15 protein-coding genes are annotated in these 14,596 nt (G+C 65.7%); 7 read left to right on the top strand and 8 right to left on the bottom strand.

The genetic code is table 11. The features are described from left to right. Positions 1–5: 5 nt before the first annotated feature. The 4 genes from aceK to VNM24_13140 form a co-directional block, all read right to left on the bottom strand. Positions 6–1,832, bottom strand: a complete 1,827-nt coding sequence (gene aceK, locus VNM24_13155; GenBank protein ID HWQ39528.1) for a bifunctional isocitrate dehydrogenase kinase/phosphatase — start codon at positions 1,830–1,832, stop codon at positions 6–8. Between the two features lie 168 nt (positions 1,833–2,000). Next, entirely contained in the window at positions 2,001–3,188 is a 1,188-nt protein-coding gene (locus VNM24_13150) for an isovaleryl-CoA dehydrogenase (protein ID HWQ39527.1), read from the bottom strand. Continuing rightward, positions 3,185–3,634 (bottom strand): PaaI family thioesterase, encoded by a 450-nt coding sequence (locus tag VNM24_13145; protein HWQ39526.1) that lies wholly within the window; start codon positions 3,632–3,634, stop codon positions 3,185–3,187. Before VNM24_13145 ends, VNM24_13150 begins: the two co-directional genes overlap by 4 nt. Before the next feature lie 73 nt (positions 3,635–3,707). Further along, positions 3,708–4,136 carry a MerR family DNA-binding transcriptional regulator gene (locus VNM24_13140; protein ID HWQ39525.1) on the bottom strand — a complete coding sequence of 143 codons (429 nt, stop codon included), beginning with the start codon at positions 4,134–4,136 and terminating at the stop codon, positions 3,708–3,710. Between the two features lie 72 nt (positions 4,137–4,208). On the opposite strand from VNM24_13140, the gene VNM24_13135 reads away from it, so the two are divergent. From VNM24_13135 to VNM24_13105, 7 genes are all read left to right on the top strand, one after another. Next, a complete protein-coding gene (locus VNM24_13135; protein HWQ39524.1) occupies positions 4,209–5,276 on the top strand; it encodes an MBL fold metallo-hydrolase in 1,068 nt (355 codons plus the stop codon). Continuing rightward, positions 5,273–6,355 carry an S-methyl-5-thioribose-1-phosphate isomerase gene (gene mtnA, locus VNM24_13130; GenBank protein HWQ39523.1) on the top strand — a complete coding sequence of 361 codons (1,083 nt, stop codon included), beginning with the start codon at positions 5,273–5,275 and terminating at the stop codon, positions 6,353–6,355. The genes VNM24_13135 and mtnA overlap by 4 nt, the downstream gene beginning before the upstream one ends. After that, complete coding sequence (locus tag VNM24_13125; protein HWQ39522.1) at positions 6,352–7,071, top strand: class II aldolase/adducin family protein; 720 nt, start codon at positions 6,352–6,354, stop codon at positions 7,069–7,071. Before mtnA ends, VNM24_13125 begins: the two co-directional genes overlap by 4 nt. A gap of 92 nt (positions 7,072–7,163) precedes the next feature. Beyond that, the gene (gene phaC, locus VNM24_13120) at positions 7,164–9,023 is read left to right on the top strand and encodes a class I poly(R)-hydroxyalkanoic acid synthase (GenBank protein HWQ39521.1); all 1,860 of its coding nucleotides are present in this window, start codon (positions 7,164–7,166) and stop codon (positions 9,021–9,023) included. Between the two features lie 83 nt (positions 9,024–9,106). Further along, positions 9,107–9,679: an ATP-dependent Clp protease proteolytic subunit gene (locus VNM24_13115; protein ID HWQ39520.1), complete on the top strand. Its 573-nt coding sequence runs from the start codon at positions 9,107–9,109 to the stop codon at positions 9,677–9,679. Positions 9,680–9,818: 139 nt separating this feature from the next. Next, entirely contained in the window at positions 9,819–10,661 is an 843-nt protein-coding gene (locus VNM24_13110) for a phytanoyl-CoA dioxygenase family protein (protein ID HWQ39519.1), read from the top strand. Between the two features lie 149 nt (positions 10,662–10,810). After that, the gene (locus VNM24_13105) at positions 10,811–12,175 is read left to right on the top strand and encodes a Gfo/Idh/MocA family oxidoreductase (protein ID HWQ39518.1); all 1,365 of its coding nucleotides are present in this window, start codon (positions 10,811–10,813) and stop codon (positions 12,173–12,175) included. A gap of 101 nt (positions 12,176–12,276) precedes the next feature. On the opposite strand, the gene VNM24_13100 is transcribed toward VNM24_13105, so the two are convergent. The 4 genes from VNM24_13100 to VNM24_13085 form a co-directional block, all read right to left on the bottom strand. Beyond that, the gene (locus VNM24_13100) at positions 12,277–12,504 is read right to left on the bottom strand and encodes a hypothetical protein (protein ID HWQ39517.1); all 228 of its coding nucleotides are present in this window, start codon (positions 12,502–12,504) and stop codon (positions 12,277–12,279) included. 41 nt (positions 12,505–12,545) lie between these two features. Then, positions 12,546–13,082, bottom strand: a complete 537-nt coding sequence (locus tag VNM24_13095) for a TIGR00645 family protein (protein HWQ39516.1) — start codon at positions 13,080–13,082, stop codon at positions 12,546–12,548. 68 nt (positions 13,083–13,150) lie between these two features. Next, a complete protein-coding gene (locus tag VNM24_13090) occupies positions 13,151–13,978 on the bottom strand; it encodes a helical backbone metal receptor (protein ID HWQ39515.1) in 828 nt (275 codons plus the stop codon). 3 nt (positions 13,979–13,981) lie between these two features. Next, on the bottom strand, positions 13,982–14,512 hold the full coding sequence (locus VNM24_13085; GenBank protein ID HWQ39514.1) for an Lrp/AsnC family transcriptional regulator: 531 nt from the start codon (positions 14,510–14,512) through the stop codon (positions 13,982–13,984). Positions 14,513–14,596: the final 84 nt, after the last annotated feature.

Below are 14,596 nucleotides of genomic sequence, written 5' to 3'. Positions count from 1 at the left end.
AAAGTTCACGAAGAACTACCTCGTCGCATGCGCTGTCCTTCGTGTCCCTGCGTGTCTTGCTGCCTTGTTGGTGAGCTTCGAAACGCCGGCCTGTTCCGGAAGCGCATCGACTCCGGATAAGGAAAGACGTCCTCGATGTGGCCGCCGGCGATCCGCTCCTTGGCCCGGTTCCAGAACTCCGGGGCGAGGAGATCCGCATGTTCGGCGAGAAAGGCTTCGCGCACGCGCGGATCGACGAGCAGGAAGGCCGCGAATTCCTCGGGGAAGACGTCGTTCGGCCCGACCGGGTACCACGGCTCGGCCGACCATTCGTCCTCGGGGGTCGGTGCCGGCGGGATGCGCCGGAAGTTGCAGTCGGTCATGTATGCGATCTCGTCGTAATCGTAGAACACGATGCGCCCGTAGCGGGTGACGCCGAAGTTCTTGAACAGCATGTCGCCCGGAAAGATATTGGCCCAGGCGAGCTGCTTGATCCCCAGGCCGTAGTCCTCGACCGCGCGGCGCACCTGCTCGTCGGAAGCCTGATCGAGATACAAGTTGAGCGGCGTCATGCGCCGTTCGACGTACAGGTGCTTGATGATGAGCGTGTCGCCCTCGTCCTCCAGCACCGAGGGCGCCACGCTGCGCAACTCGTCCAGCAGCTCCGCCGAGAAGCGCTCCTTGGGCAACGCGACGTCGGTGTACTCCAGCGTGTCCGCCATTCGGCCCACGCGGTCGTGCTGCTTGACGATGAGGTACTTCTGCTTGACGCCTTCGCGCGTGATTTCCTTCGGCGGCAGGATCGCGTCCCGGATGACCTTGAAGACGTACGGGTAGGAGGGCAGCGTGAACACCAGCATCACCATGCCTTTGATGCCGGGCGCGATCGTGAACTGGTCGCTCGAATGCCTCAAGTGATGGAGGAAGTCGCGGTAGAAAAGCGTCTTGCCGTGCTTCTGCAGCCCCAGCATGGTGTAGAGCTCGGCCACCGGCTTGCGCGGCAGCAGGCCGCGCAGGAACTGCACGTAACCGGAAGGCACCTCCATGTCCACCAGGAAATAGGCGCGGGAGAAACCGAAGAGTATGGCGAGCTGATCGGTCTCGAACAGCACGGTGTCAAGGTAGAGCGTGCCGTCGTCGTTGCGCAGGATCGGGACCGCGAACGGGATCTCGAGGTTGCCGTTGACGATCTTGCCGATGACGTACGCGCCCTTGTTGCGGAAGAACAGCGAGGAGAGCACCTGGATCTGGTGGTTGGCCTCGGGCACGAAGGGCCGAGGCAGCCGGGCGCGCGCGGCGCGCAGCAGGCAGCGCAGGTCGCGCTCCAGATCCTGGAAACGGTTGCGCAGGGCGAACTCGGCCAGGATCGCGCGCAAGACCCGCCGCAATCGCGCCTGGGACGGATAGTAGCTGCGGTAGGTCGGCGGATCGGAATCGATGTGCTCGGTGGACAGCGCGGGCCGCACGAAGATGAAGTCGTTGTGATAGTAGCTGCGATGCAGGATGCGGCAGCTCACCGAGTTGAAGAAGGTTTCCGCCAGCTCGGGCTGCTTGTGGTTGGACAGCAGCCCGACGTAATGCAGCTTGACCCGCTGCCAGACGGCGTCGGGCAGCGCATCGGTGTTGAAGCGGCGCTGCAGGTACCGCACCGTTTCGTCGACGCGCCGCGAATAGAAGGCGATGCGCTCGCGGGAGATGCGCTGCAGTTCCGCCCACTGGCCGTTCTCGAACAGCGACTTCGCGTAACGGCTGGTCTCCCGGAAGAGCCGGTAGTGCCGGTTGAAGCCATCGAGCATCCCCTGCGCGATCAGGAACGCCAGATCCTGCTCGGTCTGTTCCGCAACCGTCGTCATTTCCGGCTCGAGACCGCAGGGGACGCAGAGGAAGAACAAGACAGCCAATCATCGACGCGGATGATGAAACGCCAAGAATGTTGAACAGTCGGCACCGATCCGCTCTTCACGTCCCGCTCCAGACATCGACTCCCGAGGTTTGCTCTGCTTGCCCTGCGCCAAACGCTTCTACTTCGTTTCGGAAAAAAGCTCGCGGCCGATAAGCCAGCGGCGGATCTCCGAGGTACCCGCGCCGATCTCGTAGAGCTTCGCGTCGCGCCACAACCGCCCGGTGGGATATTCGTTGATGTAGCCGTTGCCGCCCAGCGCCTGGATCGCCTCGCCCGCCATCCAGGTGGCCTTCTCCGCCGCGTAAAGGATCGCCCCGGCCGCGTCCTTGCGCGTGGTTTCCCCCCGGTCGCACGCCCGTCCGACGGCATAGACGTAGGCCTTGCACGCGTTCATCGTGGTGTACATGTCGGCCAGCTTTCCCTGCATGAGCTGGAACTCGCCGATCGGCTGCCCGAACTGCACGCGCTCATGCACGTACGGGATCACCACGTCCATGCACGCCTGCATGATGCCGAGCGGGCCGCCGGCCAGCACCGCGCGCTCGAAATCCAGTCCGCTCATCAGCACGTGCACGCCCTCGTTCACTTCGCCGAGCACGTTTTCGGCCGGCACTTCGCAATCCCGGAACACCAGCTCGCAGGTATTGGAGCCGCGCATGCCGAGCTTGTCCAGCTTCTGCGCGGTCGAGAATCCCTTGAAGCCCTTCTCCACGATGAACGCCGTGATGCCCTTGGCGCCGGCCTTCACGTCGGTCTTGGCGTAGACCACGAGCACATCGGCGTCCGGCCCGTTGGTGATCCACATCTTGCTGCCGTTGAGAACGTAACGATCGCCCTTGCGCTCCGCGCGCAGCTTCATGCTCACCACATCGGAGCCGGAGTCGGGTTCGCTCATCGCCAGCGCGCCGACGTACTCGCCGGAGATCAGTTTGGGCAGGTATGCGCGCTTTTGCGCCTGCGTGCCGTTGCGCTGGAGCTGATTGACGGCGAGGTTGGAGTGAGCGCCATAGGACAGGCCGACCGACGCCGAGGCGCGGGAGATCTCCTCCATCGCGACGATGTGGGCGAGATAGCCCATGTTGGAGCCGCCGAATTCCTCCTCGGCGGTGATGCCCAGCACGCCGAGGGCACCGAACTTGCGCCACAGATCCGTCGGAAAGGCGTTCTGGCGGTCGATGTCCGCGGCGCGCGGCGCGATCTCCTTCGCGGCGAAGGCGCGCACGCTTTCGCGCAGCATGTCGATTTCCTGCCCCAGGCCGAAGTCGAGCGAGTGAAATTCCTTCCTGAAGGTTTCTCCGGGTTTCATCGATCGGGCCTCCCGTGCATGGTCATCAGCGTCTGCAGCAACGTGGCGCACAGCGTCTCGCGACCGCCTTTCACGACGACGGCGTCCACCGCGGCGACGATCAGCGTGCGACCGGGCTTGACCACCCGCCCGCGTGCGATCAGCAGCGCGCCGTCTCCCGGAGCCAGCAGGTTCATCTTGTACTCGACCGTGAGCACGCTCGCATCCGCGGGCATCAGCGTGAACGCTGCGTAACCGCCGGCGGAGTCTGCGATGGTACCGATGATCCCGCCGTGGAAATAGCCGTGCTGCTGCGAAAGCTCGGGCCGGTACGGCAGGTGGATCCCGCACCGACCCGGCTCGACGCGGTTCAAGCGCGCGCCGAGCAGCGCCATCACGCCCTGGCGCTCGAAGCTGTCGCGCACGCGCTCGGCGAAGGATGGGTTTGCGGGCTTGAAGGCGGACACGCGACCGGTTTCCTGCCGGGAGTCTAGATTACGTTTACGTTAACGTCACTCCAAGAAACAACAAACCGTTTGATCAGATTCTTACGATTGATGTGTCAGCGCTCACTGAGCTATCGGCCGCCCCCTCGCCCCGCTCCCCCAGGAGGTTGCGGCATTGGGCTTCGAGCTGGGCGATCTCCCCCAGCACCGCCTCGATGTCCTCGCGCTGTTGCTCGAGAATCGCGCGCCGCCTTTCCAGCACTTCGACAAAGCGGAGAAGCTGCGCCTTTTCGCCCTTGGCGGCGTCGTACATGTCCAGCAGCTCGCGGATCTCGGAGAGCGACAAGCCCAGACGCTTCCCCCGCAGCGTGAGCTTGAGCCGGACACGATCGCGGCTCCCGTACACGCGGTTACGACCCACGCGTCTGGGCGCGAGCAGTCCGTGGTCTTCGTAGAAGCGAATCGCGCGCGTGGTGATGCCGAACTCGCGCGCCAGGTCGGTGATGGTATAGCTCTCTTTCATCCAGGCTCCAGTTTACGTAAACGTCAAGTAGAATCCAATCGCTCGCCGCGAAGCGCGGCGCACTGCATTTCGATGCTCATGACCAGGCCCGCCCGGGCGCTTGCGGCCGAAGCGTCCGCACCGCTCGAATTCCCCTTCGCCGAGCCCCCCGCCCCGGGCAGCGCGCGCGAAGTCGCACCCGGCGTCTACTGGCTGCGCATGCCGTTGCCCTTCGCGCTGGACCACATCAATCTCTGGCTGCTGAGGGATGACGGCGGCTGGGCGGCCGTGGACTGCGGCATCGCGCTGCCGGACACGCAGGCGCACTGGGAGCGGATCTTCACCGAAGTCATCGGCGCAGCGGGGCTGACAAAGGTCGTGGTGACCCACTACCACCCCGATCACATGGGCAACGCCGGCTGGCTGATCGAGCGCTCCGGTGCGCCGCTCACGATGACCGAGTCGGAGTACCTGACCGCGCACGCCCACTACGACCGCATCGCCGGTTACAGTGCGCAGGCCACCGCGCGACTCTTTGCCGTGAACGGGCTGGATCGGGAGCGGGTGAACGCGATCGAGGGTCGCGGCAATCCCTACCGGGCGCGCGTCAGTGCGCCGCCGGCGCAGTTCCGGCGCATGATGGATGGGGACGATTTGCACATCGGCGAGAACCGCTGGCGCGTGATCGTGGGTTACGGACACACCCCGGAACACGCGGCATTGTATTGCGAGGCACTCGACGTGCTGATTTCGGGCGACATGCTGCTGCCCAGGATCAGCACCAACGTCAGCGTCTGGCCGATCGAACCGGAAGGCGATCCGCTGCGGCTGTTCCTGCGCTCGATCGACCGATTCAGCACGTTACCCGCCGGGGTACTCGTGCTGCCTTCGCACGGCCTTCCCTTCCGCGGCGCGCACAGCCGCGTCGCCGCGCTGCACCGCCATCACGAAGAACGCCTGCGCGAAGTGCTGGACGCTTGTCACAGTCCGAAGAGTGCGGCGGAGCTGATGCCGGTCCTGTTCCGCCGGCCGCTGGACAACCACCAGTTGTTCTTCGCGATGGGCGAATCGCTCGCCCACCTGCATCACCTCTGGCATCAGGGGCGCCTGACGCGCCACACCGGCGCCGACGGGGTGCACCGTTTCGAGAGGCGCGCGTGAAGGTCGCGGGTGTTGCCTATCGCAGCGTGTGGCGCGAGGCGGATCGCGTCGGCATCATCGACCAGACGCGGCTGCCCTACGAGTTTCGCACCCGGCGCCTGGCGAGCGTGAGCGAGGTGGCGCATGCCGTCAAGTCGATGCAGGTACGCGGAGCGCCCCTGATCGGCGCCACGGCGGCCTGCGGCCTGGCGCTCGCCATGCGCGAGGAGAGCAGCGACGCGGCACTGGCCGGCGCGGCCGAGCTGCTGCTCAGCACGCGACCCACGGCGGTGAACCTGCGCTGGGCGATCGAGCGCATGCTCGCGCGACTCAAACCGCTGCCCCCGGATGCACGGATCGAGGCCGCCTGGGAGGAAGCGGAGGCGATCGCGGAAGAGGACGTGGCGCTCAATCGCGCGATCGGACGGCACGGCCTGGAACTGCTTCGCGCCGTGGCTGAAAGAAAGAACGACACCGTGAACATCCTCACCCACTGCAATGCGGGCTGGCTCGCCACCGTCGATTACGGGACCGCGCTGGCGCCGGTCTACCTCGCCCATGACCAGGGCGTGCCGGTCCACGTGTGGGTGGACGAGACGCGGCCCCGCAACCAGGGCCTGCTCACCGCCTGGGAGCTGGCGAGCCACGGCGTGCCGCACACGCTGATCGCGGACAACGCCGGCGGGCATCTCATGCAGCGCGGGCAGGTCGATCTGGTCATCGTCGGGGCGGATCGCGTGACGGCCGCTGGCGACGTCTGCAACAAGATCGGCACCTATCTCAAGGCGCTCGCCGCCAAGGACAACAAGGTTCCCTTCTATGCCGCGGTTCCCACGCCCACCATCGACTGGACGATCGCCGACGCCATGCGGGAAGTCCCGATCGAGGAGCGCGGCGGCGAGGAGGTCCTCACCGTCCACGGATTCGACGAGAAAGGGCAACCGGCGCGCGTTCGGATCGGGCCCGAAGGGCTGCGCGCGGCCAACCCGGCCTTCGACGTCACGCCGGCGCGGCTGGTGAGCGGAATCATCACCGACCGCGGGATCGCGCCGGCCTCGCGCAAGGGACTCGCCGCGCTGTACAAGAAGAAGGCGCCGTGACGGAACTCGGCTTGCGCAAGGCGATCATCGCCACCGCGCTGGCGATGAACGCGCTCGGCATCAACCGCGGCAAGTCCGGCAATGTCAGCGCGCGCTGGAAGGACGGCTTCCTGGTCACTCCTTCCGGGCTCGCCTACCACCGAACCAAGCCCGCTGACATCGTGTTCGTCGATCGCGAAGGCTGCGCCCACGGCCGGCTGGCGCCCTCCTCCGAGTGGCGCTTTCACCACGACATCTACCGCAGGCGGGCGGACGCCCGGGCGGTGGTCCACACGCATTCCAGCTTCGCGACCACGCTCGCCTGCCTGGGGCGCGAAGTGCCGGCGTTTCACTACATGATCGCGGTGGCCGGCGGCAATTCGATCCGCTGCGCGCCTTATGCCACCTTCGGCACGCAACAACTGTCGGACCACGCGCTCGAGGCGCTCGAGGAACGCAAGGCGTGCCTGCTGGCCAATCACGGCATGATCGCGATCGGCGAGAGCCTTGATCAGGCGCTGGCGCTCGCGGTGGAGGTCGAAGCGCTGTGCGAGCAATACTGGCGGGCGCTGCAGGTCGGCCAGCCGAACCTGCTTCCGGATGAAGAGATGGCCGTCGTGCTGGCCAAGTTCAGGACCTACGGCCAGGCAGAAGGCACCGATCGCAGCGGGCGCAGCGGACGCGGGCCGGCACGCACCAAAGACAAGGCCGCCTTCGCAGCGAAAGGCGGAAAGTGACGGCGCCGGAGTACGCCTCGCGCGTGCCCTGCGCCGTTCGCGGTGTGAAAGCCGCGCTTGCACGGACACGAAGATCGTCCTAGCTTAGTCCCATGGCCGAACGACACCCTGCGCACGATTGCTCGGCCGCCGATCCGACCGAGACGGCTCGGCTGCTGGCGGAGATCGCGCTGCGGGCCAACCACCTCGTCAAGGAGCACCTGGCCGGGCAGGCAGCCAAGCTGGGCGAAGAGAACCCCGACGAGATCGGGGTGGGCAAGGCATTCGCCGAACTGGCCACGCGGATGATGGCCGATCCCTTCAAGGTGGCCGAGGCCGGCCTCAAGATGTGGCACGACTACTTCGAGCTCTGGCAGACGACGCTGCGTCGGCTGGCGGGCGAGCCGGTGTCGCCGGTCGCGGAGCCGGCGAAGTCCGACAACCGCTTCAACAGCGACCTGTGGCAGAACTGGATATTCGACTACATCAAGCAGTCCTATCTCATCGCGGCGCAAAACATCCAGAAGACGGTGGCCGAAGTCGAAGGCCTGGATCCGCAGAGCGCGCGCAAGGTGCGTTTCTTCACCCGCCAGTACGTGGACGCGCTCGCGCCCACCAACTTCGTGCTGACCAACCCGGAAGTGCTGAAGACCACGCTGGAGTCCGGGGGCAAGAACCTGCTCGCGGGGCTGAACCATCTGTTGCAGGACCTGGACCGCGGCCGCGGCCGGCTCGCGATCAGCATGACCGACTACAAGGCGTTCAAACTGGGCGAGAACGTGGCGACCACGCCGGGGAAGGTCGTGTTCCAGAACGATCTGATGCAGCTCATCCAGTACGAGCCGACCACGCCCCAGGTCTACCGCACGCCGCTGCTGATCGTGCCGCCCTGGATCAACAAGTACTACATCCTCGACCTGCGCCAGAAGAACTCTTTCATCAAGTGGGCGGTGGATCAGGGCATCACGGTATTCGTGATCTCCTGGGTCAACCCGGACGAGAAGCTCTCGCACAAGACCTTCGACGACTATCTGCTCGAAGGTCCGCTCGCCGCGATGGACGCCATCGAGAAGGCAACCGGCGAGAAAACGCTCAACATCATCGGCTACTGCCTCGGCGGCACGCTGAGCGCATGCCTGCTGGCCTGGCTCACGGCGAAGGGCGGGGCACAGCGCGTGCGCAGCGCGACCTTCTTCACCGCGCTCATCGACTTCTCCGAACCGGGCGAGCTGGGGGTATTCGTCGACGAGGAGGTGGTCTCCAACCTCGAAAGGAAGATGGCGCAACGCGGCTATCTGGAGGGTTCGGAGATGGCGGCGACCTTCAACATGCTGCGCGCCAACGACCTGATCTGGTCGTTCGTGGTCAACAACTATCTGCTGGGCAAGGACCCCTTCCCGTTCGATCTGCTGTACTGGAACTCGGATTCCACGCGCATGCCGGCGCGCATGCACACCTTCTACTTGCGCAACATGTACATCAAGAACAAGCTGCGCGAGCCGGGCGGCATCACCCTGGCCGGCGTGCCGATCGACGTCACGAAGGTGACCACGCCGGCCTATTTCGTGTCCACGGTCGAGGACCACATCGCGCCGTGGAAGACGACCTACAAGGGTGCGAAGCTGCTCAACGGGCCGGTCAAGTTCGTGCTCGGCGGTTCCGGTCACATCGCCGGAATCGTCAATCCGCCCGGCGCCGGCAAGTACTGGTACTGGACCAATCCCGAGCTGCCCGACAGCGCCGACCGGTGGCTGGCGCAAGCCGAGAAGCATCCCGGTTCCTGGTGGACCGACTGGGGCCAGTGGATCGCGCAGCACGGCGGCGAGAAGGTGCCCGCGCGCAAACCGGGAGACGGGGGACTCGGGGTGATCGAAGATGCCCCGGGCAGCTACGCCAAGCTACGGCTCGATTCGGAGCCGGACGCCGCCACCCGCAAGGCGCCGAAGGCGCGTCAAGACAAGACCGCCGGGTGAGCTGGAAGCCGAAACCGCCGGCTCACCGGTCGGGCGGTGATCGAGCGCGATCGAGGCGTGCGCTCGCCGCGGCCGGGCTCTGCATGGCCGTCGCCTGCGCGGCACCCGCCATCGGCGGGGTGGGCGTCATCGACGAGGGCAACGGCGCGTGCCTCAATCCCGAGCGCGCGTGTCTGAGCATCTACGGCTACATCTCCAAGGCCGACGCGGCGGCGGTGCGAGCGTTCTTCGCGAATCAGCGTCGCGCGCCGGTGCAAGTCGAGGTCTATCTCAACAGTCCCGGTGGCGAGGTCGCAGCGGCCTTGCAGATCGGACGCGAACTGAGGAATGCCCGGGCGGCGGCCTACGTCTTCGCCGAAGCCCAGTGCGCCAGCTCCTGCATCTTTCTGCTGGCCGGCGCCACGCACCGCACCGTAGAGGGTGCGGTCGCCATCCATCGCCCGACCGTGTTCGACCGCAATCTGGAGCCGGTCGCGGAGGCCGAGCTCGAATACGGCTCGCTGCTGCAAGACATCCGGGCCTTCTTCCAGCTCACCTCCACGCCCGAGCACCTGCTCGAGGCGATGATGGCGATTCCTCCGGAAGACGCGAAGTACTTGACGGCGCGGGAACTGGCGGAATTCGGGCTGGCGGGCAGCGACTCGGTTCAGCAGTAAGCCGAATGGCTTTCCCGCCGGGACCCGGTACGGGATGTCCGGAGCGCGCAAGCCGCGGGGCGTCGCGCTAGACTAGCCGGACCTGCGCATCCGGCAACGACCGGGAAGCAGGACCTCCGCGCCAGTCAAGGAGCGACCAATGAAACTCGCACCCGAACAGATCACCCGATTCGACCGCGACGGCTACCTGTTTTTTCCCGGGCTGTTCTCGGCCGAGGAAATGAAACCGCTGATCGAGGAGGTGCCCAGGCTTTTTGCGCAGCACCGTCCGGAGAACGTGCGCGAGAAGGGCACCGATGCCGTGCGCACCAACTTCGCGGCACACCTGTACAGCTATCCGTTCGCCAAGCTCGCGCGCCATCCCCGCATGGTGGAGCCGGCCATCCAGTTGTTCGGCGAGCCGGTGTACATGCACCAGTTCAAGATCAACGGCAAGATGGCCTTCGACGGGGACGTCTGGCAATGGCATCAGGACTTCGGGACCTGGAAGAACGATGACCTCATGCCGGAGCCGCGCGCGATGAACGTCGCCATTTTCCTCGACGAGGTCAACGAGTTCAACGGCCCGCTGATGTTCATTCCCGGCAGCCACAAGCTGGGTGTGCTCGACGCCGAGCACGATGTCTCCACCACGAGCTATCCGCTGTGGACGATCAACCATGACACCATTGCCAAGCTGGTCGCCCGCGGCGGCATCGTGGCGCCGAAGGGACCGGCGGGATCGATGATCCTGTTCCACTCCTGCCTCGTGCACGCATCCTCGTCCAACCTCTCGCCGTGGAACCGGGTGAGCGTGTACCTGAGCCTGTGCGCGGTTTCGAACCATATCCGGCGCTTCAAGCGTCCCGAATTCATCGCGCATCGCGACTTCACGCCGATTGAATGCCTGCCCGACGACTGCCTGCTGAAGCACTACGACGTCCCGCTGCCCTGGAAGGACGGCACGCCCGAGGAAGCGCTCAAGCCCAAGCTCGTGGCCTGAAGCAACCACTCGGATCGAAGCACCAAGGACACGAAGCAAATCCAATGCAGGAACGAAACGCGAAGGCGCGAAGGAAAACGCATTGCTCCGCGCTGTCTGCGTCTTCGGCGCCTCTGCGCTGAGGTTCCGATCTTTTCCGGCGAGCAACCATGAATCTGTACGCGAAGCTGATCGAGCGGCAGGCAGCGGGCAAGCCGCTGCGCATCGGGTTGATCGGCGCCGGCAAGTTCGGGGCGATGTATCTGGCTCAGGTGCCCAAGACGCCGGGGGTGCATCTGGCCGGGATCGCGGATCTGTCGCCGGCCAACGCACGGACCAACCTGCAGCGCGTGGGCTGGCCCCCGGAGCGCTACGCCGCGCGCTCGCTCGACGCGGCGCTCGCCTCCGGTCTCACTCACGTCGGCGAGGACTGGCGGGCGCTGGTCGCGGACCCGCGCATCGACATCGTGGTCGAGGCCACCGGCCATCCGATTGCCGCGGTGGAGCACGCGCTCGCGGCGTTCCGTCACGGCAAGCACGTGGTGATGGTCACCGTCGAGGCCGACGCGCTGTGCGGTCCGATGCTGGCCCGGAGCGCGGCGGAGGCCGGCGTGGTTTACAGCCTGGCCTATGGCGACCAGCCCGCGCTGATCTGCGACCTGGTGGACTGGGCGCGCGCCTGCGGCTTCAACGTGGTCGCCGCCGGACGCGGCCACAAGTGGCTGCCGCACTTCGCCCAATCCACACCCGAGACGGTGTGGGGCTATTACGGGCTCACGCCGGAGCAGGCGAAGATCGGCGGCCTCAATCCGAAGATGTTCAACTCGTTTCTGGACGGGTCCAAGCCGGCGATCGAAAGCACGGCGGTGTGCAACGCCACCGGCCTCACGCCTGGTCCGGACGGATTGCAGTTTCCGCCGGCCAGCATCGACGACATCCCGAACGTGATGCGCCCGGTCGCGGAAGGCGGATATCTGCATCACAAGGGACAGGTGGAAGTCGTTTCATCGCTGGAGCGCGACGGCCGCGCGATCCCCTACGACATCCGCTTCGGCGTTTTTGTCGTGTTCGAGGGCGAGACCGAATACATCCGCAACTGCTTCAAGGAATACATGGTGCGCACCGACACTTCGGGACGCTACGCCTGTTTGTACAAGCGCTGGCACCTGATCGGCCTGGAAGCCGGAATTTCGGTCGCGTCGGTCGGCGTGCGCGGCGAAGCGACCGGCTGCCCGACCGGATTCCGCGCCGACGTGGTGGCCACCGCCAAACGCGATCTGAAGACCGGGGAAGTGCTCGACGGCGAGGGCGGCTACACCGTGGTCGGCAAGCTGTTGCCTGCGGAGGACTCGCTCGCCACCGGCGCGCTGCCGCTGGGGCTTGCCCACGGTGTCAAGCTGCTCGCGCCGGTCGCCGCCGGCGAAGCGGTGCGCTGGACGGACGTTGCGATCGACGATGCGACCGCCGCCGTGAAGTTGCGGCGCGAGATGCAGAAGCGGTTCGCGCCGGCCAGTCCAGCCAAGGCGGTGCACTGAGAGCCCGCGAGGCAAGCCGCGCGGCGAATCCTTGCGCCCGCCGACGCCGGACTACACGCGGCGTCTCGGCCCTTCGGGACGTGGCAAATACGCGGCGCGGATCAGCGCTCGCCGGCTTTCCCGACGCTCATGCCGATCGCTTCGCAGCCTGCGGGGGTGCAGAATCGGACCTCGCCGCTCGAGGTGTTGACGACGAACGCAGCCGGTATGTTGTTGTTGAACGTCGTGGCCGCGATCTGATAGACGCCCGCCAGATTCTGCGTCGCCCCGATGATCGACACGACCCCGGCGCCGATGACGGCACCGAAAAGCAACGGTTTCCAGTTCATGTTCGCCCTCCTCGCAGAAGTCTTCCGCCGCCCTGCGGCCCTCAGTGACCGGAGTGCAGCTGGTCGGCCTTGCTCACCAGCAGATCCATCCAGGCGAGCAGCACCCCGGAGATCACGAATACGCCGTGGATGATGGCGAGCCACATCAGATCCTGCTTGTCCATGGCGTGCACGTTCATGAAGGCCTTGAGCAGATGGATCCCCGAGATCGCCACGATCGAGGCGATCAGCTTGAGCTTGAGCCCGCTGAAATCCACGGTGCCCATCCAGGTCGGCCGGTCTTCGTGGCCGCGCACGTCGATCTTGGAGACGAAGTTCTCGTAGCCGGCGAAGATCACCATCAGCAGCAGGTTGCCGGCGAGCGACAGGTCGATCAGGGTGAGCACACCGAGGATCGCCTGCGCCTCGTCGATCTTCAGGATGTTCGGGATGAAATGCAACAGCTCCTGCACGAACTTCACGAGCAGAAGCACGAGCGCGAGCACCAGCCCGACGTAGAAAGGCGCGAGGACCCAGCGGCTGGCGAAAATGCCGCGCTCCATCGTCTTCTCGGCCCGGATAATGACGTTGTTTTCCATTGTTCCTCCGCGCAGCGGCTGCTGGTCCCCAAAAAGAACGCGGAGGTTAGCGGCAGCCCGCGGGCGAATCAAGACGACGCCCGGATCGCTTTCAGGTAGCGCATGCCCTCGATCGCCCGACTGCCGTACCAGGACGTCATCTGTGCGTCGATGCGACAGACGGTGAGGGGTGACGGGCAAGCAGTGGCGGGTAATGCATGCTGGATCAGCCGCTCGACCCTTTGCACGTCGCGCCGCGTGAAGGCGTAGGGCTCGGAAGAAAGCAGCACCCGATCCACCTTTCCCAGAAAGTCCTCCAGTGGAATCTCCGGATAGCGGTCGGCGCCCCCGACTTCGATCTGGTCCCAGCCCACCGCCGCCAGCGTGCGGGCGATGTAGGTTTCGCGCGAGATCGTCATCCACGGATCTTTCCAGATGAGGTAGAGCACCCGTTCGCGCGGCAGGCGCGCGCTTGCTTGCACCGCATCGCGGTAGGCCGTTTCGAAATGCCCGGCCAGCGCTTCGGCCTGCGCTTGCCGGCCGAAAATGCCGCCCACCAGCCGGTACAGCGGTGGGTTGTCCAGCGGTCCCAGCGGATGCGTGACGATCACGTGCGGGATGAACCGCGCCGCGGCCTCGACCCGTTCCTTCGGGTTCTCGTCGACATTGACGAGGAGGTGCGTGGGCGCAGCCGCGCGCAGCTTGTCGAGATCGAAGTCCTTGGTGCCGCCGACTTTCGGCACTGCTTTCACCGCGCTGCGCGGATGCACGCAGAAACCGGTGCGCGCCACCACCTGGTTTCCCAGGTCGAGCGCGAACAGCAATTCCGTGAGGCTAGGCACCAGGCAGGCGATGCGCGCTTGCGCAGCCGGGGCGTGCTCGGTTCCCAGCGCATCGACCAGGGCGGCGCGCGCCATCGCCTAGGGCCGGCGCCTGGCCGTGGAGCCCGCGTCAAGCGCAGCCTGCGCCGGCTGGCGCGGCGCGTTTGCGGCGACCGGCAAAGGGATCGGGCTTTCCTTCAGCACGCGCAGCACGAAGCTCGACCGACTGTGGCGAATGCCGGGAATGCGGTAGAGCTTTTCGCGCAGCAGCCGCTCGTAGTCGCGCGTGTCCTTCACCGCGATGCGGATGTAGTAGTCGTAATCGCCGGACACCAGATAGGCTTCCAGGACCTCCGGAATCTGCTCCAGCCGGCGCCCGAACTCGAACAGCGTCTCCTCGCTGTGGCTGTCGAGCGTGACCTGCACGATGACGGTTTCGGTGAAACCGAGCGCTTCCGCGTTCACGCGCACGGTGTAGCCCTGAATCACGCCGTCGGCTTCCATCTTTTTGATCCGGTTCCAGCACGGCGTCGTGGAAAGCCCGACCCGGGCGCTGATGTCCTGCAGGCTGGCGCGGGCGTCCTGGCGCAGCACAGCCAGGATCGCCAGATCGTACTTGTCGAGCTTCATTCTCTGTTTCCGCCGTTTCTGGAAAAGTTTCCCGAATTTCCCGCCATCAGCCAGAAAAATAAGACGCCTTTTCCCGACCATCGT

Source organism: Burkholderiales bacterium, assembly GCA_035560005.1.
Classification (GTDB): domain Bacteria; phylum Pseudomonadota; class Gammaproteobacteria; order Burkholderiales; family Eutrophovitaceae; genus DASRFY01.
Note: the sequence above shows the minus strand (reverse complement) of the source record. Positions and strands in the feature narration are given on the sequence as shown.